The following is a 23402-nucleotide window of genomic DNA, read 5'->3' as shown; positions in this document are numbered from 1 at the left end:
GGCATTGCGTTACACGGGGTCCGGACGCAATATCCGGTCCGGACTTTCCGTAAGCTAAGTTAATTTATGTCTGTCAGTGACTTAACCCACTTCCACTCGACAGATAGGTCAGTTTGCTCTACCCTTTTTTTGGCGCCTGCCGATGCCATCTTTGCAGAAGGCACGCCAAGAAGAACGGTCCGGAGCAAGGCCGCCACTTGATGCCAGGATCGCGGGGCCATTCCGCGATCGGTTCAGGAGATGAGGGTCAGACATGCCTGACGGAGCCGTTTCGCTCGACGACAAATACACTCTGGATAGCGGTCGGATATTTCTGACCGGCACCCAGGCACTGGTGCGCCTGCCCATGATGCAGCGCCAGCGCGACGAACGGGCCGGATTGAACACCGCCTGTTTTATTTCCGGCTACCGCGGCTCTCCCCTGGGCGCGCTGGACCAGCAGCTCTGGAAGGCCCGCAAGTACCTCAAGGACAACCACATCCACTTTCAGCCGGGTGTGAACGAGGACCTTGCCGCCACCGCCATCTGGGGCACGCAGCAGGCCAACCTCTTCGGCGACTGCCTCTACGACGGCATCTATTCGATGTGGTACGGCAAGGGCCCGGGCGTGGACCGCAGCGGCGACGTCTTCCGCCACGGCAACTTTGCCGGCGCCTCCCAGAACGGCGGCGTGTTGCTGCTGGCCGGTGACGATCATGCGGCCAAATCCTCCACCACGGCCCATCAGTGCGAATACGCCTTCATGGACGCCATGGTGCCGGTGCTCAATCCGGCGGGCGTCCAGGAGTTCCTGGACCTTGGACTCATCGGCTGGGCCATGAGCCGCTATTCCGGCTGCTGGATCGGCTTCAAGACCGTCACCGAGACGGTGGATGCCACCGCCTCTTGCTACGTCGATCCGCACCGCCTCGAGCCGGTCATGCCGGACTTCGAGATGCCGGAAGGCGGGCTCAACCTGCGCTGGGGCGGCGCACTCGACATGCTGGCGCAGGAAGAGCGCCACCATCGCTTCAAGCTGCCGGCGGCCATCGCCTTTGCGCGCGCGAACGGCCTCGACAAGCGGGTGATCGACTCCCCCAACCGCAAGGTGGGCATCATCACCGCCGGCAAGTCCTATCTCGACGTGCGCCAGGCGCTGGACGATCTGGGCATCAGCGAGGAGATGGCTCGGGACATCGGCCTGTCGATCTACAAGGTCGCCATGAGCTGGCCCCTGGAACCGCAGGGCGTACGTGCCTTCTGCGAGGGGCTGGACGAGGTGCTGATCGTCGAGGAAAAGCGCCCGATCATCGAAAGCCAGGTCAAGGAACAGCTCTACAATTGGCGGGCCGACCGCCGCCCGCGCATCATCGGCAAGCATGACCGCAACATGCCGGACGAGCCCGACACCTGGTTGCTACCCTCCTATGCCGAACTCAACCCGGCCCAGGTCGGCCGGGCGATCGGCGCACTGCTCAAGCGCCACGGCATCACCAATGAGCGGATCGAGTCCCGCTTCGCCTTCCTGCAGGAACTGGAAACCCTGCTGCAGGGCGAGCAGGCGCCGATGAAGCGCATTCCGCACTTCTGCTCCGGGTGCCCGCACAACACCTCGACCAAGGTGCCCGAAGGCTCCCGCGCCATGGCCGGCATCGGCTGCCACTACATGGCGCAGTGGATGGACCGGAACACCGCGACCTATACGCAGATGGGCGGCGAAGGGGTGCCCTGGGTCGGCCAGGCGCCGTTCAGCAGCACCAAGCACGTCTTCGTCAACCTGGGCGACGGCACCTACTTCCACTCCGGGCTGATGGCCATTCGCCAGGCCGTGGCTGCCGGCGTGAACATCACCTACAAGATCCTCTATAATGACGCCGTGGCCATGACCGGCGGACAGCCGCACGACGGGCCGCTGAACCCGGTGATGATCGCACGCCAGGTGGCGGCCGAGGGTGTGAAGCGCATCTACGTCGTCTCCGACGAGCCCGACAAGTATCCCCTGGGCACGGATTGGGGATCGGGTGTGACCGTGGAGCATCGCGACGAACTGGACCGCATCCAGAAGGAACTGCGCGAGTACCCCGGCGTCACCGTCATCGTCTACGACCAGACCTGCGCCGCCGAGAAGCGTCGCCGGCGCAAGCGCGGCACCTTCCCGGATCCGGCCAAGCGAGTCTTCATCAACGACCTGGTCTGCGAAGGCTGCGGCGACTGCTCGGTCCAGTCCAACTGCGTTTCGGTCGTGCCCAAGGACACCGAGTTCGGCACCAAGCGGGCCATCGACCAGTCCTCTTGCAACAAGGACTACTCCTGCCTGAAGGGCTTCTGCCCCTCCTTCGTGACGGTGGAGGGCGGCAGCCTGCGCAAGCCGGAGGCCCTGACCCCGGCAGCGGAGAAGGCACCGGCCTGGGCCGTTCTGCCTGAACCGACCCTGCCGTCAGTCGAGGAGGAGCCCTACGGCATCCTGGTGACCGGCGTAGGTGGCACCGGCGTGGTGACCATCGGCGCGCTGCTGGGCATGGCCGCCCACATCGAGGGCAAGGGCTGCTCGATCCTGGACATGGCCGGCCTGGCGCAGAAGGGCGGCGCGGTGCTCAGCCACCTGCGCATCGGCAAGCGGCCGGAGGATCTGCACGCCGTGCGCATCTCTGCCGGCGGCGCCCGCCTGCTGCTCGGCTGCGATCTGGTGGTCGCCGCGGGGCAGGACGCACTGTCCAAGCTGCGCAAGGGGTACAGCCGTGCCGTGGTCAACAGCCACGAGACGATCACCGGCGACTTCACCCGCACCTCGCCCACCTACCACTTCCCCACCAAGGAACTGGAGACGGTGATCGAGGATGTGGTCGGCCGCAACGCGAGCGAGTTCGTGGAATCCACGGAGATCGCCACCGGTCTGCTGGGTGACTCGATCGCCACCAACCTCTTCATGCTGGGCTATGCCTGGCAGAAGGGCCTGATCCCCATCACGCGCGAGGCCATCGAGCAGGCCATCGAGCTGAACGGCGTGGCCATCGACTTCAACAAGAAGGCCTTCCTCTGGGGCCGCCGCGCCGCGCACAATCTCGAGGCCGTGCAGGCGCTGGTGGCGCCCGAGAGCAAGACCGCCCCGGCGCAGGAGCAGAGCCTGGACGAGCTGATCGCGCGGCGGGTGAGCTTCCTGACCGACTATCAGAACCGCGCCTATGCCGAGCGCTACCGTGACCTGGTTGAGCGGGTGCGCACTACGGAGCGGAGCCGGGCGCCGGGGCGCGAGAGCCTGACCGAGGCCGTGGCCCGCTATGCCTTCAAGCTGATGTCCTACAAGGACGAATACGAGGTCGCACGGCTCTACACCGACGGCAGCTTCAAGCGGAAGCTGGAGGCACAGTTCCAGGGCGACTTCACGCTGAAGTTCCACCTGGCGCCGCCGCTGCTGGCCCAGCGCGATCCGGAAAGCGGCAAGCTGAAGAAGAAGCAGTACGGCCCCTGGATGCTGCGGGCCTTCGGCCTGCTCGCCAAGGGAAAGCGGCTGCGCGGCACGGCGCTCGATCCCTTCGGCTACACCGCTGAACGCAAGACCGAGCGGCGCTTGATCGGCGAGTACGAGGCCCTGATTGGCGAGCTGTGCGAGGGGCTGAACGCCGACAACCACGCTCTCGCGGTCTCCCTGGCCTCCCTGCCGGATCAGATCCGCGGCTACGGCCACATCAAGGAGGCCAATATCGCCAAGGTCGAGCAGCAGAAGCAGGAGCTGCTGAGCAGCTGGCGCAATCCCCAGCCGCAGTCGGTCGCCGCGGAGTAGGTCGCGGCGACCTTCCCCTTGCTAATTTGGGGGTGGTAAAGGATCTCGCGGGTTGAACCGGATCGCATTCAATCTGACCCATAAGGGAACAGATTGAATGCGTGACTCCGGTCCAACTTCAAAGAGATCCAGCACCAACGGCTCCAGATCCCGGCTCAGTCGCGCCAGGAAGAATCTTCCGCGTCGAGTGTCGACTTGAGATAGTCGAAATGCCGCTTGGCCATTCCCCGGTACGCGGCCCAGCCTTCGGCCGTCGCGCTTGCGACCTCGTCCGACAGCACCGACAGCGGCTGCCCCGCGGACCGGGCCAGGATGATCGTCTGGGCCGCCTTCTCGAAGAAATAGAGGTCCTCGAAGGCATCGGCGACCGTTTCGCCGGCGACCGTGACCCCGTGGTTGGCCATCACCAGAACCGAGTGGCCTTCCATCGCGCTGGCCATGCGCCGCCCTTCTTCTACTGCGTCGGCGATGCCACCGAAGTGAAGATCGTAGCCGGTGCGGCCGAAGAAGCGTGCCGTGTTGTTGTCGATCGGCAGAACGCTCGGGTCCTTCAGGCAGGACAGCGCCAGGGCATAGGGTGAATGGCAATGCAGGATGACCCGTGCCGCCGGCAGGCTCCGGTGCAACGTCCCGTGCACCGTCCAGGCTGAGGGATCGGGCGCATCCGGGCGCGCCATCACCTCTGCATCGTCGGCGTCCAGCAGCAGCAGATCGCTCGCCCGGATGGTCGCGAAGTGCTGCCAGCGCGGGTTCAGCAGGAACCTCCGGCCGCAGTCGGAGACGGCGGCACTGAAGTGATTGCCGACCGACTCGCTCCAGCCGAAGCGGTGGCAGAGCCGGAAGGCCGCTGCCAGGTCCTGCCGCAGCCCGGTTTCCGTTACGCTCTCTGCCGTCATGCCTTGAAGCGCCCTTCGCTGACGAGTGCCCGATAGCTGGAGCGCATTTCGGCGCGATCAGTGTAGCAGCCACGCAGATAGCGCTCGCCGCTGCTCGCCGAATAGGCCGCGCGACCATGCACAACCCGGTGATTGTCGAAGGTGAGGCACTCGCCCGCCCTCATCCGGAAGTGCATCACGTAGCGCTCCTCCTGCAGCATCCGGCCGAAGCGACAAAAGGCGGGATAGTAGTCGTCGAGCAGCTCCTGGGGCAGGTCGAAGACGTCAGCCATGTGCTGACTGATCGTCACGCCGGACACCGCGCCCGTCTCGTCCAGTTCGATCACCCGCTGGCGCGAGCGCATGTCGTAGGTGTCATGCTCGCAGTAGAAGGGAATGTCGATCTCGGACAACAGGCGGAACGCTTCGGGATCCTCGCGGCGGAGATCCTCGGCCACGGCAACGCCGTCGAGAAAGAGGCTGTCACCGCCCTCCACCGTGTTGGCACGGCAATGCAGGAACTGGACGCCCGGTGCCACCTCCTCGGCCGGCGTATCGGTGTGCAGTTCCAGCGCCTTTGCGGTGTAGGCCAGATTGGTCGGCTCGATGTGCGTGCGCACGTCGAAGTACTCGCCGAAATAGGTCGGACGCACCTGACCGATCAGCTTGGCCGTCTCCGTCAGCCCTTCGTCGCTGTCGGGCATGTCGGTGATGATGGCGATTCCTTCGACCAGCATTGCCCTTATCCACGCCGCGACTGTCTGTGGGTCGCTCATCAGCATGGGCTGCGAGAAGCGCTGGATGGCGGGAAAGTGATCGCCATACCAAGGCACGCGCGGCAGGGCGGCCGGATCGTGGCGGCGCCCCTCATCGGCGAAAGTCTGGAGCATGGGAATGGGCAGGTGCGAGACGTGATTCTCGCACTGCCAGGCGATCACCAGGGCCTCCCCCTCGAGCGCAACGCTCCGCGGGCGCGGGGGCTGTTCGAGATGAAAAATGTCGAAAGTACGCTCGCGCGTCTCGCTGTCGAAGGAGGTCGGGCAGTTGTCACGCAGCCAGTAGTAATTGAAATAGCTGGTGCGGCCGTCCGGCAAGGTGATGTCGAGGCCCTTTTCCCGAAGGGTGACGGCAGATGTCTGGGTGTCCATGGCGCCTTCTTAAGCTTCTACTCAAAATGAGGTTCGATCTGCCCGAGCAGATCGCACGCCTTTTCAGGATCCAAAAGAGTGATTAGTCTTAAGGTTGGTTAAGCTGTGAGTTAACTCGTGAAGCGTCTGCCCCCACTGCGCCTGCTTGCCACCTTCGAGGAGATCGCCCGGCTCGGCTCGATGCGGGAGGCCGCCGCGCGCCTGAACGTCACCCGCCCGGCCATCACCCAGGCGCTCAAGGCGCTCGAAGATCACGTGGGCGTGACCCTTCTCGATCGCACGACACGACCGGCCCGGCTCACCGAGGCAGGGCAGCAGCTCGCCCGGGCCACCCGGGAGGGGCTCGGCATCATTTCCGGCACGATCGACGAGATCCAGGCAAGCGCCGGGCAGGAGCAGCAGTTGACCATCGCCTGCACCGTGGGCATGGCGACCCACTGGCTGATGCCGCGCCTGTCCAACTTCTATGCGCACCATCCGCAGCTGGTGGTGAACGTGCAGGCACCGCCGACGGACCTTCCTGCCCTTGCCCCGGGCATCGACGTCGCCCTGCGCTATGGCACCGGCGACTGGAGTGATGGGGAGACCTGGAAGCTCTTCGACGAAATCGTTTGTCCGGCCGGCCAGCCGGCATTGATCGAACGCCTGCTAGAGTCGGGCGTGGATCTCGAGGAAGCGCCGCTGATCCAGGTGGCAAGCGCCGAGACGCCACACTGGGCAGGCTGGTCGGAGTACATGGCGATGGCCGGGCGGGGCCGGCCGCGCGGCCCCACCCAGACCTTCGACAACTATGTGCAGGCGATCCAGGCCGCCCGGGACGGGCGCGGCCTGGTGCTTGGCTGGCGCTCGATCACCGACGAGTTGGTGCGGGAGGGCCACTTGAGGCCCTGGCCCGGCGGCGAGGTCGACCCCGGCACCGGCTACCATGCAACGCTTTCGCCGCAGGGTGCCGCCAAGGCCGCCTCCCTCGCCTTCATCGACTGGCTGAAGCAGATCACTGCCTGAGGAGAGGGCGGCCAACAAAGCGGATGGACGGGTAGCGTCAGAATCGCCCGCTGCGGAAATCCTCCACCGCCTGCACCAGTTCGTCGCGGGTGTTCATCACGAAGGGACCATAGCGGGCCACCGGCTCGTTCAGGGGACGCGCCGCTGCGAGCAGAACCCTGGCCTCACCTTCTGCGCCGGCCTGGGCACGAAAACCGTCGCCCTCGCCCAGGATCGCCAGATCGCCGCGGGACAGAGGCTCGCCCTCCAGTGTCACCCCGCCTTCATAGACATAGGCGAAAGCGGCGTGCCCGGCAGGCAGTGGCACCTCAGCCGTGCTGCCGGCAGGCAGCGTGAGATCGAGAAGATAGGGCTCGGTCGGTCGCGCTTCGGGATCGAGGGCGATCGCTCCCACCACCTCGCCCACGCGTCCGGCGATCACGCGGACCGTGGCGCCGCCGGACAACGGCGCAGTGGGAATCGCATCGGCCTGGAGGTCTCGGTAGCCGGGCGTGGTCATCTTCAGGTGCGACGGCAGGTTCAGCCAGAGCTGAAAGCCGCGCATCAGGCCTTCCTCCTGCTCCGGCATCTCGGAGTGGACCAGTCCGCTGCCGGCGGTCATCCACTGCACGCCGCCGGGGCCGAGCAGCCCCTCGTTGCCCTTGTTGTCGCGATGGCGCATGCGGCCGTCCAGCATCACGGTCACCGTTTCGAAGCCGCGATGCGGATGATCCGGAAAGCCGGCGATGTAGGCCTTGGGATCGTCGGAGCCGAACTCGTCCAGCATCAGGAAGGGATCCAGCGCGTCCAGATCCGGCGTGCCGATGATGCGAGTCAGCTTCACGCCGGCGCCGTCGCTGGCCGGCATGCCGCGCAGGCGCCGCTCCACCGGTCGCGCCTGGGTGACCGGGGCAGTGGGGCGGTCGTGTGCTGTGGTCATGGGGATCACTCCTTTTGCTGTCCCCTGGAAGGTAGGCGCGCGCGGCACACAAGAGAAGTGACGCCCGGCGGCCGCACTGTTTCCTCGTTTCGAACAAAGCAGGCCGTTCACAGAAGCGCCCAACGCCGGGTAGAGTGCTGCGCGAGGGGGATACCATCATGAGTCAGGCCGACCGATCGGATAAATCCGCACGGCTGCAGTACGCGGCCGACGAGAAGCCACCCCTTCTCCTCGCAAGCCTGCTCGGCTTTCAGGTGGTCACCTTGATCCTGGTCGGCATCGTGCTCACGCCCCTGATCGTGTTGCGCGCCGTCGGCCTGGAGGGACAGTACGGTTCCTGGGTGGTCTTCGCCGCCCTACTGATCTCCGGCCTCACCACCATGCTGCAGGCGCGCCGGATCGGGCCGGTCGGGGCCGGCTATGCGCTCTTCATGGGCACCTCGGGTGCTTTCATCGCCATCGGCATCGCCGCGCTGACCGCCGGCGGCATGCCGCTCATGGGCACCCTCATCATCGCCGCGGCCCTGGTGCAGTTCGTCTTCGCGTCCAAGCTGGGCCAGCTCCGGCGCATTTTGACGCCGACGGTGGGCGGGACCGTGATGATGCTGATCGCGGTGACGGTCTTCCCGGTGATCTTCGATCTCCTGGCCCAGCGCCCGGAGACGACGCTGGGGCCCTCGGGCGCGCCCCTGGTGGCGACGATCACCTTTCTGATCACGCTCAGCCTGCTGCTCTTCGCCCGTGGCGGCCTCAAGCTCTGGGGGCCGCTGGGCGGCGTCCTGACCGGCTGCCTGGTGGCCTGGTCCATCGGTCTGCTGGATGTCTCCGCTGTCGCAACGGCGCCCTGGCTGGGCCTGCCGTCGGTGGCTTGGCCCGGACTGGATCTTTCCTTCGGTCCGGCCTTCTGGGGCCTGCTGCCCGCCTTCATCATCGTCACGCTCGTGGGAGCGGTCGAGACCTACGGCGACGCCATCGCCATTCAGCGCCTCTCCCATCGCGAGCAGCGGCCGCTGGACTTCAAGGTGGTACAGGGCGCGGTCTATGCCGACGGCGTGGGCAACCTGCTCTCCGGTGTCGCCGGAACCCTGCCCAACACCACCTATTCCGACAGCATTGCAGTGGTGGAAATGACCGGCGTGGCCGCGCGCCGCGTGGCACTGCTCGGCGGGCTGATGCTGGTGCTTCTGGCCTTCTCGCCGAAACTCTCCGCCCTGCTGCAGTCGGTGCCCAGCCCGGTTCTGGGGGCCTTCGCCTTCGTGATCCTGTCGCTGCTCTTCGGGAACGGCCTGCGCATGGTCACCGAGGGCGGGCTGTCCTATCGCAACGCCTTCGTGGTCTGCCTTGCCTTCTGGCTGGGCATGGGGTTCCAGCACCAGTGGCTCTTCTCCGACCTGCTGCCGCCCTGGTCACGGATCCTGCTCGACAACGGCATCACCGCCGGATCCATCGTCGCGATCCTCCTGATGCTTGCCCTGAACATCGGCAGCCCGCGGCGACACCGGCGCAGTCTCGCCAGCTCCCACGCTGCGCTGGGCGAATTGCACGACTGGCTGCAGGAAGAGGCCGTGGCCATCGGCTGGGACAAGCCGGCGGTGATGCGGCTGCAACTGGCCGCCGAGGAGGCGCTGCTCTATCTGTTGGAACGCCGCTCGACCGGCAACCGGCGACGCGAACTGCGCCTGTCTGCCGCGGTGCAGCGGGACGGAGACCTTCTAACCGTGGAGTTCTTCATGGGTGCGCAGACGCAAGAGAACATCCTGGACCAGCTCTCCGGTCTTGAAGCCCAGCCGGACAGGTCGGATGGCGAGGATGCCGGGCTGCGCATCCTGCGCGGTCTGGTGCAGAACCTCGACCACCAGCAGTACAACGAAGGGGAATACCTGAGCTTCTCGGTCGACAGCACGCCACTGGCGTGAGGGCGAGACAGGAAATCGGAACGCGAAGCGGCCCGGCGAAGCTTTTGGAACTCCGCCGGGCCGATTGCGATCAGCGCGGTTCCGAGCGCAGGCCCTTGATCAGGGCCCAGCAACCCAGCAGCAGCACCGCGGCGAAGGGCAGGCCCGTCGAGACGGAGGCTGCCTGCAGCGCCGCAAGCCCACCGCCCAACAGCAGGGCGATGGCCACGAGGCCCTCGAAGATGCACCAGAAGACCCGCTGCGACACCGGAGCATCCATCTTGCCACCGGCGGTGATGGTGTCGATGACCAACGAGCCGGAGTCGGACGAGGTCACGAAGAACACGATCACCAGCACGATGCCAACGAAGGAGGTGATCTCCGCCAGCGGCAGTTCCTGCAGCATCAGGAAGAGCTGCAGCGGCAGCGCCGCCTCGGCCGCAGCCTGATAGCCGTCATAGACCAGCTGGCTGATGGCCGTGCCACCGAAGGCGGTCATCCAGAGCACCGAGGCCAGGGAGGGGATCAGCAGCACGCAGGTGATGAACTCGCGCACCGTGCGCCCCCGGCTGACCCGGGCGATGAACATGCCCACGAAGGGCGACCAGGAGATCCACCACGCCCAGTAGAAGGCAGTCCAGCCCTGGGCAAAGTTGCTGTCCTCACGCCCGAAGGGGTTCGAGAGGGCCGGCAGATACTCCACATAGGCCGCCAAATTGGCAAAAAATCCGGTGACGATCGCCACCGTCGGCCCCACCAGGATGACGAAGAGCATCAAGAGGATGGCCAGCGACAGGTTGATCTCCGACAGGCGCTTCACGCCCTTGTCCAGGCCGGCCAGCACCGAAACCAGGGCAATGGCCGTGATCCCGACCACCAGGAGGACCTTGGAGGTGTCTCCTTCCGGCACCCCGAAGAGGAACTCGAGCCCGGCATTGGCCTGCTCCGCCCCGAAGCCCAAGGAGGTCGCCAGACCAAAGAGCGTGGCAAAGACCGCCAGGGTGTCGATGATGTGCCCGGTCCAGCCCCAGACCTTCTCGCCGAAGATCGGATAGAAGATCGAGCGCACGGACAGCGGCAGGCCCTTGTTGAAGGCAAACAGCGCCAGGGACAGGGCCACGATGGCGTAGATTGCCCAAGGATGCAGGGCCCAGTGATAGATCGTCGCCGCCATGCCCAGGCGGCGCGCTTCCTCCGCATCGCCGGGTGCGCCTGCGAGCGGCGACCAGCTGCCGGCGGTTCCCGCATCCTCGGCCACGGCGGTGCCGAAGTGCGTAAGCGGTTCGGACACGCCATAGAACATCAGTCCGATGCCCATGCCGGCGGCAAACAGCATGGCAAACCAGCCGGGATAGGAATAGTCGGGTCGGGCCTCGCGCCCGCCCAGACGCACTTTGCCGAGCGGCGAAACCAGGATGCCCAGGCAGACCAGCACGAAGATGTTGCCGGCAATCAGGAAGAACCAGTCGAAGGTCGAGGTCACCGTCGAGAGCAGCCAGCTCAAGATGTTCCCCGCCGGCCCGGGCAGGGCCAGGGTCAGGAAAACAAAGGTGACGATGGCGAGCCCGGAGATCATGAACACCGGGTTGTGGATGTCGAGCCCGAAGGGCCCGATCTTTGCTTGGATGTTGTCCTGACCGACCTCGTAGTCCGTCTCGATCAGGTCGGCTGCCCCCTCTGGGGTCGGGTTGCCTTGGTCGTCGTCGGACATCACGTGTTCCCCACTCTGTTTATCATGCCCGCAGCCACTGCCGTGACCCCTGCCGCGTTACCACAGGGATCAGAGTCCCGACAGGCCAATGCTGCGTGTCTGAGATTTCGTATCCTCCACATCTATAGCTTTGGCAGAGGCGACCATTTCTATCGCCCCTCAGGCATTCTAGGGGTTATAAGCTGATATGACCAAGATTGATTTCTCTCAGGCCTCTGATCGCTCGACTAGAATCTTGATTTCGCGCAGTCGGACGACACGGCTCGTGCGCTTCCAGCAGGACCGACAGGATCTCTCGTGCCTTGCGACTCGCCACAACGCAGGGCTGCGGACATGACGAAGGCGCGCATTCTCTTCTACGGTGACCCGCACGGGCAGTGGCGACCGCTGCTCGCCGCTTGTGAAGAGCAGCAGCCCGACGCTGTGGTGATCCTGGGTGATTGCGATCTCGCGCAGCCACTGTTCGAGGCAGTCTCGCCGCTGCTCAAAGCGCAGATTCCTGTGCACTGGATCCCCGGCAACCACGACAGCGATCGACCCAACTGGTTCGAGCATCTGTTTCAGGGCGGAGTCCCAGGCAACCTGCACGGCCGGGTTGCTGAGGTCGGAGGCATCCGACTGGGCGGGCTCGGCGGCACCTTCCGGGAGGGCGTCTGGCACCCTCGCAGCGCTGAGGCCAGTAGCTTTCACGCAGCCCAGGACTACCTTGCAAACCTGCGGGAGCGCGGCCTCCTCGACGGACGCGAGCGCTTAGCGGAAACGGTGATCTTTCCCAGCCTCTACGATGAACTGGCCAACGAGAGCGCCCAGGTCCTGGTCACGCACGAGGCCCCCTCGTGCCACCGCCACGGCTTCGAGGAACTGGACCTTCTTGCAGAAACGATGGGCGCGAAGCTCATCGTACACGGCCACCACCATGAGGACTATGAAGCCGCGCTGCCGTCCGGCATTCGCGTCATCGGCCTGGGACGCGCCCAACCCCGCCTAGTCGAGATCACGCCTGCTGGATAGGCTGGAGTGTATGGCGAACAGGCTTGGCAATGGCCCAGTCAAAGTCGTCTCACCATCATGCCTCAGATTTGCACCTGGGATCGCCCCAGGGCCGGACGCATCTTCACGGCAGCGAACCGAAAAGGGAGTTCGACATGCACGTCGACGGGAAGATCAGCGGCGGCTACGCCATCCTCTGCCATTGCGGCACCGCCTTCGCCACCCAGCGCCTGGGCCTCGCACTGGAATGCCCCGGCTGCGGCCATACCGAATTGGGCGTCGACGTCGCCGCCGACTACTACCTGCAGCGCAAGCGCCCCTCCTCGTCCCACGGCGTCTCCCCTCCCCCCTTCGCCGCCGAGCTTGCAAAGGCATGAGTTCGACAATTGACGGGAGCAGGCGGCGAGTTAAAGTGCCGCCATGCCAGCCACAGAGTTTCCCCTCCACATCCGTGCTGCCGGCCGGGCGGATGCCCCAACGCTCGCCGCCATGATCCGCTCCCTGGCCCGCTACGAAGGCAAGGCCAACGTCGAGCATATTACCCCGGATGCCGTCTGCGACTGGGCCTTCGGCCCGGAACCGGCCTTCCACGCCCTTCTGGCGGAGGACAGCCCAGCAGCCCCCGCACCGGCGCCCCTGGGCTATCTCGCCTGGTACCCGGTCTTCTCGCCCTTCAAGGGCGGGCGGGTGATGCTGGTGGAAAATCTCTGGGTGGAAGAAGCTGCGCGCGGCCGCGGCGTCGGCAAGGCCCTGCTGCGGGCCCTGGCGCGCGAAGCCGGCCGGCGCGGACTGGCGCGCATGGAACTCAACGTGCGCCGGGACAATGAGGCCACGCGGCGCTTCTACGCCAGCCTCGGCTTCACACTCCCGGGCGAAGAGGTCTGCCGCATCGAGGACGACGCCCTGGCGCGCCTGGCCCAGGGGTGAGTCCCGGCCCTGCTTGTCCCGCCACCCAGCCTTGCCGCCTTCGCGCTTGACCCTCTCGGGGTGAGCGCCTTTTCTGCCCACTGGTTCAGTTCGACTGTCAGGGGAGTCGCCCGTGTCCGCACCGCCGCAAGCCGAGGGCGCACCAATTACCGACAAGGCTCAGTTGATCGAGTGGTTTGCCGCTGGCAACAAACCGCGAGAGGACTGGCGCATCGGCACCGAGCACGAGAAGTTCGTCTTCACCCGCGACGATCTCAAGCCCGCCCCCTATGAGGGGGAACGCTCGATCCGGGCCGTGCTGGAAGGCCTTGCAGGGCGTTTCGGCTGGTCTCCGGTCGAGGAGGAGGGGCGGCCCATCGCCCTGACCAAGGCGGGCTGCAGCATCACCCTGGAGCCGGGCGGGCAGTTCGAGCTCTCGGGCGCGCCACTGCGCACACTGCACGAGACCTGTTCCGAGGTGAACCGTCACCTGGCCGAGGTCAAGGAGGTCTGCGACCCGATCGGCGTCGGCATGCTGGGCCTGGGCTTCGCGCCCACCTGGACCCGTGCAGAGATGCCCTGGATGCCCAAGGGGCGCTACGCCATCATGCGGCGTTACATGCCGACCCGGGGCAGCCTGGGTCTGGACATGATGCTGCGGACCTGCACCGTGCAGACCAACCTCGACTTCCTTGACGAGGCGGACATGGTGCGCAAGTTCCGGGTCAGCCTGGCACTGCAGCCCATCGCCACCGCGCTCTTCGCCAACTCCCCCTTCACCGAGGGCAAGGTCAACGGCTTCAAGTCCTTCCGCAGCCAGGTCTGGACCGACACCGACCCCGATCGCTGCGGCATCCTGCCCTTCGTCTTCGAGGAGGGCTTCGGCTTCGAGCGCTGGGTGGACTACCTGCTCGACGTGCCCATGTACTTCGTCTACCGCGACGGGACCTATCTCGATGCGGCCGGCCTGTCCTTCCGCGACTTCATGGCCGGCAAGCTGGAGATCCTGCCGGGTGAACTGCCGCTGATGAGCGATTGGTCGGACCATGTCACCACGGTCTTTCCCGAAGTCCGGCTCAAGAAGTACCTGGAAATGCGCGGCGCCGACGGCGGGCCCTGGCGGCGGCTCTGCGCCCTGCCCGCGCTCTGGGTCGGGCTGCTCTACGACGACGAGGCCCTGGCTGCAGCCGAGGCGCTGGTCGCCGACTGGACCGCCGCCGATCACGAGCATCTGCGCGCCGAGGTTCCGCGCCTTGCCCTGGACACGCGCTTCCGCGGCCGGCCGCTGACCGCGCTGGCCGGAGAGGTGCTCGACATCGCGGCCCTGGGCCTGAAACGCCGCGGGCAACTGAACGGCGAAGGCATGGATGAGCGCTTCTTCCTCGACGTGCTGCGCGAGATCGTCGCCTCCGGCCGAAGCCCCGCCGACGCGCTGCTGGAGGATTTCGCCGGCCCGCTGGGCGGCGACATGGCCAAGCTCTTCGAGGCTTATCAATACTGATACTGCACTGATTCTGCGGGGCGCACCGCTGCCATTCCTGTGGCCTGTTTGCCACAGCAGGTCGCTTTGCCTATGCTTGTAGCCGCTTTTGGAACAATGCAGAGGACAAGCTAACCGATGGCAGAAGAGAACCCCTTGCTGCGCCGCATCTATGCTCTTGGTGGTGACAGTGAGGAAATTCGCCGGGCCTATGGCGAGTGGGCCGAGGCCTATGACCGCGACACACTGGACGGCATGGGCTATGTGGCACCCGGGATCGTCGCCAAGGAGCTCTCCGCCCTGGTGGAGGACGACGCCAAGGTTCTCGACGCCGGCTGCGGCACCGGTCTGGTGGGCAAGGAACTCAAGGAGCTCGGCTTCAAGTCCATCGACGGCATCGACCTCTCCGAGGAGATGCTGGAGATCGCCCGCCGCAAGCAGGCCTATGAGCGCCTCGAACCGGCGGACATGACCCAGCCACTTAAGATCGAGGACGCGCGCTACGATGCCGCGGTTTCGGTCGGCGTCTTCACCAGCGGCCACGTCAAGCCGCAGGCGCTGGACGAACTGGCCCGCGTCACCCGCAAGGGCGCACCCATCGTGGTGACCGTGCACGAAAAGGTCTGGGACGCTGAAGGCTATCCCGCGTACCTGGACTCGATGGAAAAGCGCGGCCTCGTGCGCATCCGTGCCGTGAAGGACGCGCCCTACCACGGCAAGGAAGGCTACCGCTGCCAGATCTGCGTCCTGGAATCGCGCTGAAGCAGATCGCTCTAATCGGGATCGCGCCGCAGGCTTACGCCAAGAGCCAGCGGCGCAGTTCCCGGTTCGTGGCCTCGGGCCGCTCCAGTGGCGGCAGGTGGCCGCAGTTTTCCAGCACGACCAGCCGCGCATCGGCAATGCTGGCAGCGAGCTCAGTATGAAGGTCCGCTGGCGTGAGCTGGTCCTCGCGACCGCAGAGAACCAGGGTGGGGCAGCGAATCGAGGCGAGCAGCGGCCGGTAGTCGGCCCGGTCGAGAATCGCCTGCTGCTGACGCAGGAAGGCATCACGCCCCACCGCCTCCGCCATCTCCATGATGTGGCGGGTCAGTTCCTCATCCTCGAGGCGATCGGGGTGGATCAGCAGCGGCAGCAACCGCGGCGTCACGCCTTTGAAAGCCCCTTTTTGCGCCAGTTCGATCAGGCCGCGGCGTCGCGCCGTGGTGTCGGCATCGTCGGGGCGCGCCTTGGTGTCCAGCAGCGCCAGGCGCTCCACACGCTCCGGCGCTTGGCGCATGATCTCCTGTGCCACATAGCCCCCCATGGACAGTCCGCAGAGCGCAAAGCGCTCCGGCATGGCCGCCAGCACGCTTTGCGCCATGGCCGCGACGGACTCCTGAGAGGTGAAGTCGGCCACCCAGGGCTCGGCGATATCGGCAAGCGCGGCGACCTGATGATGCCAGAAGGTGCCGTCCAACAGCAGGCCGGGCAGCAGGGCGAGTGGGGTCTTCTCCGACACGATGACGTCTCCACAGGGGCAATTGGGGTGCGAAGCCTACGACCCAGAAACGCCCAGGTCACGCTGTGAACGCAGGGCAGCCGTCGTTCGGCACGCTCGCCCCAAGCTGGCTCCGATCTGGTCGTCGGCCGGCCATGGTCACAACCCCCAGCCTACTTGATCAGCCCCAGCACCTCCTTGAACGCGGCGTTGCCGGCGTGATGCAGCCATTCGAACAGCACCATCTCCGTGGTCACAGGAATGCAGCCGGCGGCCTGCAGGCGCACAAGCGCCGCCTGGTGGTTTGCCTCGACCCGCGAGCCCATGGCATCGCCGACCACGAAAACCTCGTAGTCCAGGGCGCGCAGGCCCAGCGCCGTCTGGAGCAGGCAGACATGGGCCTCGGTGCCGGCGAGAATCCACTGCCGGCGCCCGATGGCCGACACCCGTGCCACGAAGTCCGGCTCCTCCGCTGCAGAGAAGTGCGTCTTTCGGTAGATTTCCCCTGGGGTCAGGTTCTGACGCAAGGCAGCCACGCTGGTCCCGATCGCCTGCGGGCAGTGCTCGGTGGCGACCACAGGAACTTCCAGGCGCCGCGCGCCGACCAGGAGGCGGCTGGCATTGGCCAGGACCCTGTCCTGCGCCGCGATCGCCGGCAACAACCGCTCCTGAATATCCACCAGCAGAAGCGCCGACTGCGCGGCGCGCATCAGCGCGGCCGAGCGCGCCTTGGAGTCCAGGGTCATGAAGAGTCTCCGATCAACTGCGCTGCGATACTTTGCCGATTGAAGACCACCCTCCCCAGGCGCCGATAAAAAAGCAACGCCGAAGGAACAAAGTACTCCAATGGCCGACATGGCAGCCATGGATAACGGCCGCAACTCTTGACAAAAGCCGGTGAAAAGACCAGTTTCCCGATCAAGCCGGCAGCGCACTTGAACCAAGTCGCCGCCTTAAGGCTCGCATCTTCCCTGGAAAGCGCTGGAGCGCATGAGTTTCGACACACTCGGGCTGAGCACCGACGTACTGCGTGCAATAAGCGAATCGGGCTACACCACCCCGACCCCCATCCAAGAAAAAGCCATCCCTTACGTCCTGATGGGACGTGACGTTCTGGGGGTGGCCCAAACTGGCACCGGCAAGACCGCCGGCTTCACGCTGCCGATGATCGACATCCTCAGCAGCGGCCGTGGTCGTGCGCGCATGCCGCGCTCACTCATTCTTGAGCCGACGCGCGAGCTGGCCACGCAGGTGGCGGAAAGTTTCAACAAGTACGGCAAGCACAGCGGCCTGAGCATGGCCCTGCTGATCGGTGGCGAGTCCATGCGCGACCAGCAGCTGATCCTGCAGCGAGGCGTCGACGTCCTAATCGCCACGCCGGGCCGACTGCTCGACCTGTTCGAGCGCGGGCAGATCCTGCTGGCCGACACCAAGCTGCTGGTGATCGACGAAGCCGACCGAATGCTGGACATGGGCTTCATCCCGGACATCGAGCGCATTGTTGCCATGCTGCCCACCATCCGGCAGACCCTGTTCTTCTCTGCCACCATGGCGCCGGAAATCCGCAAGCTGGCCGACAAGTTCCTGCTCAATCCGAAGGAAATCAGCGTCGCACCGCCGGCCAGTCCGGCTAAGACAGTGACCCAGCGCCTGCTGCGCTGCGAGGCCGAGGCCAAGACCAAGCGCGCCGCGCTGCGCTCCCTGCTGCAGCAGGAGAACGCCGACACCAAGAGCGCCCTGATCTTCTGCAACCGCAAGCGCGACGTCACCATCGTCCAGCGCTCGCTCAAGCGCCACGGCCTCGATGCCGAAGCGCTGCACGGCGACATGGCCCAGGCCTCGCGCACAGAGACTCTGGCCCGCTTCAAGGCCGGCGAGATCAGGCTTTTGGTCTGCTCCGACGTGGCCGCCCGCGGCCTCGACATCCCGGCGGTCAGCCACGTCTACAACTACGATGTTCCCATCCATGCTGAAGATTACGTCCACCGCATCGGCCGCACCGGGCGCGCCGGGCGCAGTGGCAAGGCGTTCACCCTCTTCACGCCGGACGACGGCAAGGCGCTGGCCGGGGTGCAAGAGCTCATCGGCGGTGTTATCGAGGAGCTGACCCTAGACGCAGTCGAGACGCCGGACAGCGACGCCTACAGCACGGACAAGCGCCGGCGCACACGCGCCAAGTCCGGCAAGAGCAGCAAGTCCGAGGCGAGCCCGCCCAAGCAGCAACCTGCCAAGGCGCCCGAGCCCAAGAGCGAAGAACAGCGCCCCAGCGCTCACGCCCGCAAGAGCAGCAAACGCCCGCCCCAGCGCGAGCGCGAGCAGGCAGACGCGGCGCCGGAGGCCAACGGCCCCTTTGGCGACCACATTCCCGCCTTCATCCTGCGGCCGGTGCCCCTGACCGCCAGCGCCTGAACCTGAACTGCTGAACCCGAACTTCTGACCACGGGCGCCTGGACGCCGTTTTCCGAACCGGGAAGGCACGCCCATGCGCCCTGTGGCTGTGACAAGTTCGATGCAACCGGGCCCGCCTTTCTACAGGCACCCGGCGGGAAAGCGATGACGTGGCCGCGGCTTGCGGTTATGATCGCGCCATGCAGACGATCTTCGTACAAATCAAATGCCAACTGGGCGAGGCCTACAAGGTGGCCGACGACCTGGTGCAGACTGTGGAGCAGGTCTCAGAGGTCTATTCCACCTCGGGACAGTACGACCTGCTCATCAAATGCTACCTGCCGGAAGGCGAGGACATCGGCCACTTCGTGACCGAATCGATCCAGCGCCTGGACGGGGTAAAGGACACCTTCACGCTCATCACCTTTAAGGCCTTCTCGTAGGCCGGGGCTCCTAGGTCGACCCCCTTAATAAGGCGGGGCGATACGCTGGGGGCCGAAGGCAGCGCCCGGATAAAATCACCCGCTTCGGGGATATTCCGGGATCACGGCTGCGTAAGAGGAAGAGTACATCCTCTCAGGTCCTGATCGGGAGCAAAGCAGAATGAGAATCCTCACCCTTGGCCTGGCCCTGGCCGCGTCCCTGGCGCTGGCCGGCTGTGCCAACCAGCAATACGACAACACCCGGCAAATCGGCGGCGGCCTGCTCGGCGCCGGTGCCGGCGGCTTGGCCGGTGCCGCGCTTGCCAAGAACAGCAGCTCCTCCACCCGCGCTGCGGCCACCGGCCTGGGCGCGGTGCTGGGCCTGGTGGTGGGCTCCGAGATCGGCCGCTACATGGACGACCAGGACCGTCAGCAGTCCTACAACGCCTGGAACCAGGCGGCGCAGGCACCGGTGGGACAGACGGTCAGCTGGAACAACCCGCGCAGCGGCAACTATGGCTCGGTGGTCCCAGTGCGTGACGGCTACCACCAGAGCGGCGCCTACTGCCGCGAGTTCCAACAGACCATCGTCGTCGGCGGCCGCACCGAACGGGCCTTCGGCACCGCCTGCCAGCAGCCGGACGGCTCCTGGAAGACCATCTGAGGCTTTTGGCCTCGTCATCGCGGCTCAGACCTCGTCATTGCGAGGAGGCCGCAAGGCCGACGCGGCAATCCAGGGCCTTTTTGCTTGTGGCCCTGGATTGCCGCGCTCCCGCTGGTCGCTCGCAATGACGAAGGTAAAGGGCGGTCGTTCGCAGTGAGGGGGAAGCCCGCAGTGACGGGAGAGCGTGGGTCGGCCCCGATGACCGGGGAAAGAGCGAGCGATCGTCACCCGTGAAAAACTGCGCCTCACGCCCGGCCGGACACCTCGGCGACCACGGCGCGGATCGCCTCGCCCAGGCGGCCGGTGATCTCGGCCAGTTCGGCTTCAGTGACGTTGTAGGGCGGCGCCAGGATGACGTGGTCGCCGCGGCTCCCGTCCACATTGCCGCCCACGGGATAGCAGATCAGACCGCGGTCAAGCGCCGCCTGGCGCACGCGCAGATGCACCTGCAGTTCAACCGGGAAAGGCTCCTTGGTCTCGCGGTCGGCCACCAGTTCCACCGCCTGGAAGAAGCCGCGGCCGCGGATGTCACCCACTGCCTCGACGCCTTCCACGGCCTCGCCCAGAAGGCGATGCAGCAGCGGCCCTTCGGCGGCCACCTTCTCCACCAGCTTCTCGCGCTCGACGATGCGCTGCACGGCAACCCCGGCGGCGCAGGCGGCCGTGTGGCCGGTGAAGGTATGGCCGGTGGAGACAGCTCCGTGCGCCGCCTCGATCACCTCGCCGATCCGGCGATGGTAAATGGCAGCACCCAAGGGCATGTAGCCCGCGGCCAGCCCCTTGGCCACGGACATGACGTCCGGCACCACGCCGTCGTGCTGCAAGGCCCGCCAGGTGCCGCAGCGGCCACTGCCGCACATGACCTCATCGGCGATCATCAGCACATCGTAGCGGTCGCAGATCTCGCGCACCTTGGCGGCATAGCCCGGCGGGGCGGGAACGCAGCCGCCGGCCGCGCCCACCACCGGTTCGAAGACGAAGGCCGCAATGCGCTCGGGACCCTGGCGCAGGATTTCCCGCTCCAGCTCGTCGGCACACCACTGCGCCACATCCTCGGCGGCCACTCCCTTGGGCGGGCGATAGCTGTTCGCCGGGGAGAGCAGCGGTACGTCCAGCAGGCTGCCCTCAAAAGGCTCACGCCGGGCGGCAAAGCCGGAACAGGAGAGCGCACCAAGCGTGTTGCCGTGCCAGGAACGCTGGCGGGCGATGAACTTATGCCGGGTGTGGGCCCCGCGCGCGCTCTGGTACTGCAGGGCGATCTTCAGACAGGACTCCACCGCCTCCGACCCGCCTGAGACGAAAACCATGTGGTCCAGGCCTTCGCCCCCGCCCTCGGCGCAGCGGCGGGTGATGATCTCGGTCAGTTCCTCCAGCGGGTCGCTGGTGAAGCTGTAGCGGTAACCATGGGCGACGCGGTTGAGCTGGGCCTTGATCGCCTCATTCACCTCCGCATTGCCGTGCCCGATGCAATAGACCGCCGGACCGCTGGAGCCGTCGAGATAGGCCTTGCCGTCAGTGTCGTGGAGATAGAGGCCGCGCCCCCAGGCGATCTTCGGCAGTTGCGGCGATACGACGGTGGCACTGTCCTGCATTAACCTCTTCCCTCCCCTGCGCCAATCACCCTTTCGGAGCGACGCGCTATTCCATGCCGAGCGCGGCCTTGTAGAGTTCCAGCAGCTCTTCCTGCTCCTGGCGCTCTTCCTTGTCCTGTTTGCGAATGCGAATGATCTGCCGCAGGATCTTGACGTCGAAGCCCGAACTCTTGGCCTCGGCGTAGATTTCCTTGATGTCTTCCTGCAGGGTCTTCTTCTCCTCCTCGAGGCGCTCGACGCGCTCGACGAAGGATCGCAGGCGATCGCCGGCAACGCCGCCGACGTCATTGGTGGTTACTGCTTCACTCATGCCAATAGAGACTCGCTGTGAGGATAAAGCGGACGGTCCGGCGGGCGCCAGCCGTTGCCCGGGTCGGCCGCCGCGCCGGCTCACCGCCCATGAAGGTTGAGGAACCTAGCGAGCGGGAGGCCGCTGCACAACGACCTCCCGCAGCACAGTTTCGATGGTCACCCGTGATTGGCGTGGGACTTCTCGAAGGCCGCCTTCTGATCCGGCGTGGCTTCGCTCTGGTACTTGGCGCGCCATTCGGCGTAGGGCATGCCGTAGACGATCTCGCGCGCCTCCTCCTTGTCCAGGTCCAGCCCCTTTTCGTTGGCCGCTTCCTGGTACCAGCGCGAGAGGCAGTTGCGGCAGAAGCCGGAAAGATTCATCAGGTCGATGTTCTGCACGTCGGTGCGTTCGCGCAGGTGATCGACCAGGCGGCGAAAGGCAGCCGCTTCCAGTTCGGTGCGGGTGGCGCTGTCGAGCTTATCGGTCATGATAAAAACCCCTTGCTGTGTCTCTCAGGTCTGTCCCTCTGAGGGGATGTTGGCCATATCGCGCTGCCGCGCAAGCAGGGGCTTCAGCACGTCGCGCAGAATCCGCGCCCAGCGCTGCACGCCCTCGCGGGTGTCCACCAGATCCTGGCGCAATTCGATGAGCGCAGAGGGCAGGCCTCGCCCCTCACCGTGGGCGTGCAGGCCGTAGTCCTCGCTCGATGCACCGGAGTAGGGTTCATTGTCGCCCACCTTCAGCCCCCGCGCCCGCAGCGCCTCGATCAGCGGCCGGGCGATGCGGTCATCCTCGTTCCAGAGAATGCCGATCTCCCAGGGGCGCCGGAAGCCGTCCATCACCGGTGTGAAGGAGTGCAGGAAGATCAACAGCGGCGGCCGGCCTTCTGCGAGCTTCGCCTCGATCTGACGCGAGACAGCGGCGTGGTAGGGCTTGAAGAGCTGTTCGACCCGCGCGCGCCGGTGCACCTCTCCCAGATTGCGGTTGCCGGGAATCTCGGTCCCGTCGCTGACCGCCGGTATCGAACCGCTCGAGCCGGTGCGCCGGTTGGCGTCGATTACCAGGCGCGAAAAATCCGACAGCACGCAGGGGCAATCCAGCGCCGGTGCGAGATACGCGGCCACCTCCGCCACGCCGATGTCCCAAGCGATATGTCGGGCGAGCTCGGCCCCGTCGAGGCCGAGTCGCTCGAGCCGCGCCGGAATACGCCGCGAGGCATGATCGCAGATCAGGACCGCCGGCGCCTGCCCCGCACTGTGCAGAAAGCGGAAAGATGCCGGCTCTCCCGCCTCGCACAGCGTCTGGGCACCGCATTCGAAGCGATAGAGTTCCGGGATCGCCGGCTCGGACAGCGCAAGATGGCTCATGGCGACCGCGTCCGCGCTCACTCGGACATCAGTTGGTGTTTCGCCGTGGCGGTCAGTTCGTCGATCTTCTTGCGCAGGCGATGCTCGGACAAATCGACGTTCTTCTCCTGAAGATCGGCGAAAACCTTGCGCACCACGTCCTCGATGCCCGGTTCGCTGAAGTCGGCGGAGATCACCTCGCGGGCGTATTCATCGGCCTCCGGGCCCTTCATGCCCATCAGTTCAGCAGCCCAAAGGCCGACCAGCTTGTTGCGCCGGACCTCGACCTTGAACTGCAATTCCTGATCGTGCTTGAACTTATCCTCGAATGCCTTCTCGCGGTCACTGAAGCTCATCTGGCTATCCTTCGTTCGGCTGGCCTTCGTTCGGCTGGTAGGGACGCGCCGCAGCTTGCCGCCTCACGTCCCGAAGTGCTAGAGTATCCGTGTTGATCAAGAAGGAAAGTTGACCCATGGACGCTGATCTCTGAGGAGGGCGTTTGCGAGGATCACGAGCTTGCGCATGATGGCTG

At 65.8% G+C, this 23402-nt stretch carries 22 protein-coding genes; 11 read left to right on the top strand and 11 right to left on the bottom strand.

Going from position 1 to position 23402, the window contains the following annotated elements; genetic code table 11:
• Positions 1-253 precede the first annotated feature (253 nt).
• A complete protein-coding gene (locus ABZ720_RS02780) occupies positions 254-3760 on the top strand; it encodes an indolepyruvate ferredoxin oxidoreductase family protein (protein WP_366553595.1) in 3507 nt (1168 codons plus the stop codon).
• Between the two features lie 155 nt (positions 3761-3915).
• Here the strand turns inward: ABZ720_RS02780 and ABZ720_RS02775 are convergent, their stop codons facing one another.
• Both ABZ720_RS02775 and ABZ720_RS02770 read right to left on the bottom strand, forming a co-directional pair.
• Positions 3916-4656 (bottom strand): class II aldolase/adducin family protein, encoded by a 741-nt coding sequence (locus tag ABZ720_RS02775; RefSeq protein ID WP_366553593.1) that lies wholly within the window; start codon positions 4654-4656, stop codon positions 3916-3918.
• A complete protein-coding gene (locus tag ABZ720_RS02770; RefSeq protein WP_366553591.1) occupies positions 4653-5783 on the bottom strand; it encodes a TauD/TfdA family dioxygenase in 1131 nt (376 codons plus the stop codon). The genes ABZ720_RS02775 and ABZ720_RS02770 overlap by 4 nt, the downstream gene beginning before the upstream one ends.
• A gap of 117 nt (positions 5784-5900) precedes the next feature.
• Between ABZ720_RS02770 and ABZ720_RS02765 the strand changes: the two genes are divergently transcribed.
• Complete coding sequence (locus tag ABZ720_RS02765) at positions 5901-6788, top strand: LysR substrate-binding domain-containing protein (protein ID WP_366553589.1); 888 nt, start codon at positions 5901-5903, stop codon at positions 6786-6788.
• Positions 6789-6825: 37 nt separating this feature from the next.
• On the opposite strand, the gene ABZ720_RS02760 is transcribed toward ABZ720_RS02765, so the two are convergent.
• The gene (locus tag ABZ720_RS02760; protein WP_366553587.1) at positions 6826-7707 is read right to left on the bottom strand and encodes a pirin family protein; all 882 of its coding nucleotides are present in this window, start codon (positions 7705-7707) and stop codon (positions 6826-6828) included.
• Positions 7708-7865: 158 nt separating this feature from the next.
• Between ABZ720_RS02760 and ABZ720_RS02755 the strand changes: the two genes are divergently transcribed.
• Positions 7866-9623 carry a uracil-xanthine permease family protein gene (locus ABZ720_RS02755; RefSeq protein ID WP_366553585.1) on the top strand — a complete coding sequence of 586 codons (1758 nt, stop codon included), beginning with the start codon at positions 7866-7868 and terminating at the stop codon, positions 9621-9623.
• A 70-nt stretch (positions 9624-9693) separates the two neighbouring features.
• Here the strand turns inward: ABZ720_RS02755 and ABZ720_RS02750 are convergent, their stop codons facing one another.
• Complete coding sequence (locus tag ABZ720_RS02750; protein WP_366553583.1) at positions 9694-11313, bottom strand: BCCT family transporter; 1620 nt, start codon at positions 11311-11313, stop codon at positions 9694-9696.
• Positions 11314-11646: 333 nt separating this feature from the next.
• Between ABZ720_RS02750 and ABZ720_RS02745 the strand changes: the two genes are divergently transcribed.
• From ABZ720_RS02745 to ABZ720_RS02725, 5 genes are all read left to right on the top strand, one after another.
• Positions 11647-12324, top strand: coding sequence for a metallophosphoesterase family protein (locus ABZ720_RS02745; RefSeq protein ID WP_366553581.1), 678 nt, complete (start codon positions 11647-11649; stop codon positions 12322-12324).
• Between the two features lie 134 nt (positions 12325-12458).
• Positions 12459-12680, top strand: a complete 222-nt coding sequence (locus tag ABZ720_RS02740) for a hypothetical protein (RefSeq protein ID WP_366553579.1) — start codon at positions 12459-12461, stop codon at positions 12678-12680.
• A 43-nt stretch (positions 12681-12723) separates the two neighbouring features.
• Positions 12724-13230 (top strand): GNAT family N-acetyltransferase, encoded by a 507-nt coding sequence (locus tag ABZ720_RS02735; RefSeq protein WP_366553577.1) that lies wholly within the window; start codon positions 12724-12726, stop codon positions 13228-13230.
• A 112-nt stretch (positions 13231-13342) separates the two neighbouring features.
• Entirely contained in the window at positions 13343-14710 is a 1368-nt protein-coding gene (locus tag ABZ720_RS02730) for a glutamate--cysteine ligase (protein WP_366553575.1), read from the top strand.
• 117 nt (positions 14711-14827) lie between these two features.
• On the top strand, positions 14828-15451 hold the full coding sequence (locus ABZ720_RS02725; protein ID WP_366553574.1) for a class I SAM-dependent DNA methyltransferase: 624 nt from the start codon (positions 14828-14830) through the stop codon (positions 15449-15451).
• Positions 15452-15485: 34 nt separating this feature from the next.
• Here the strand turns inward: ABZ720_RS02725 and ABZ720_RS02720 are convergent, their stop codons facing one another.
• Both ABZ720_RS02720 and ABZ720_RS02715 read right to left on the bottom strand, forming a co-directional pair.
• Positions 15486-16187 carry an alpha/beta fold hydrolase gene (locus ABZ720_RS02720; RefSeq protein WP_366553572.1) on the bottom strand — a complete coding sequence of 234 codons (702 nt, stop codon included), beginning with the start codon at positions 16185-16187 and terminating at the stop codon, positions 15486-15488.
• A 152-nt stretch (positions 16188-16339) separates the two neighbouring features.
• Positions 16340-16912, bottom strand: coding sequence for a hydrolase (locus tag ABZ720_RS02715; RefSeq protein ID WP_366553570.1), 573 nt, complete (start codon positions 16910-16912; stop codon positions 16340-16342).
• A gap of 244 nt (positions 16913-17156) precedes the next feature.
• On the opposite strand from ABZ720_RS02715, the gene ABZ720_RS02710 reads away from it, so the two are divergent.
• The 3 genes from ABZ720_RS02710 (at position 17157) to ABZ720_RS02700 (ending at position 19640) form a co-directional block, all read left to right on the top strand.
• A complete protein-coding gene (locus ABZ720_RS02710; protein ID WP_366553568.1) occupies positions 17157-18575 on the top strand; it encodes a DEAD/DEAH box helicase in 1419 nt (472 codons plus the stop codon).
• A 179-nt stretch (positions 18576-18754) separates the two neighbouring features.
• Complete coding sequence (locus tag ABZ720_RS02705) at positions 18755-18997, top strand: Lrp/AsnC ligand binding domain-containing protein (protein ID WP_366553566.1); 243 nt, start codon at positions 18755-18757, stop codon at positions 18995-18997.
• 160 nt (positions 18998-19157) lie between these two features.
• The gene (locus tag ABZ720_RS02700; RefSeq protein ID WP_366553564.1) at positions 19158-19640 is read left to right on the top strand and encodes an RT0821/Lpp0805 family surface protein; all 483 of its coding nucleotides are present in this window, start codon (positions 19158-19160) and stop codon (positions 19638-19640) included.
• A gap of 245 nt (positions 19641-19885) precedes the next feature.
• On the opposite strand, the gene ABZ720_RS02695 is transcribed toward ABZ720_RS02700, so the two are convergent.
• The 5 genes from ABZ720_RS02695 to ABZ720_RS02675 form a co-directional block, all read right to left on the bottom strand.
• Positions 19886-21232: an aspartate aminotransferase family protein gene (locus ABZ720_RS02695; RefSeq protein ID WP_366553562.1), complete on the bottom strand. Its 1347-nt coding sequence runs from the start codon at positions 21230-21232 to the stop codon at positions 19886-19888.
• A gap of 46 nt (positions 21233-21278) precedes the next feature.
• Positions 21279-21542: a DUF2312 domain-containing protein gene (locus tag ABZ720_RS02690; RefSeq protein WP_275821914.1), complete on the bottom strand. Its 264-nt coding sequence runs from the start codon at positions 21540-21542 to the stop codon at positions 21279-21281.
• A 158-nt stretch (positions 21543-21700) separates the two neighbouring features.
• Positions 21701-22012 carry a DUF1244 domain-containing protein gene (locus ABZ720_RS02685; protein ID WP_366553559.1) on the bottom strand — a complete coding sequence of 104 codons (312 nt, stop codon included), beginning with the start codon at positions 22010-22012 and terminating at the stop codon, positions 21701-21703.
• Between the two features lie 24 nt (positions 22013-22036).
• Positions 22037-22912: an N-formylglutamate amidohydrolase gene (locus ABZ720_RS02680; protein ID WP_366553558.1), complete on the bottom strand. Its 876-nt coding sequence runs from the start codon at positions 22910-22912 to the stop codon at positions 22037-22039.
• Complete coding sequence (locus tag ABZ720_RS02675) at positions 22909-23226, bottom strand: DUF1476 domain-containing protein (protein ID WP_366553556.1); 318 nt, start codon at positions 23224-23226, stop codon at positions 22909-22911. The genes ABZ720_RS02680 and ABZ720_RS02675 overlap by 4 nt, the downstream gene beginning before the upstream one ends.
• Between the last annotated feature and the right edge of the window lie 176 nt (positions 23227-23402).

The organism is Aquibaculum sediminis (assembly GCF_040712085.1).
In the GTDB taxonomy this organism is placed as follows: Bacteria; Pseudomonadota; Alphaproteobacteria; order Kiloniellales; family DSM-21159; genus Aquibaculum; species Aquibaculum sediminis.
Note: the sequence above shows the minus strand (reverse complement) of the source record. Positions and strands in the feature narration are given on the sequence as shown.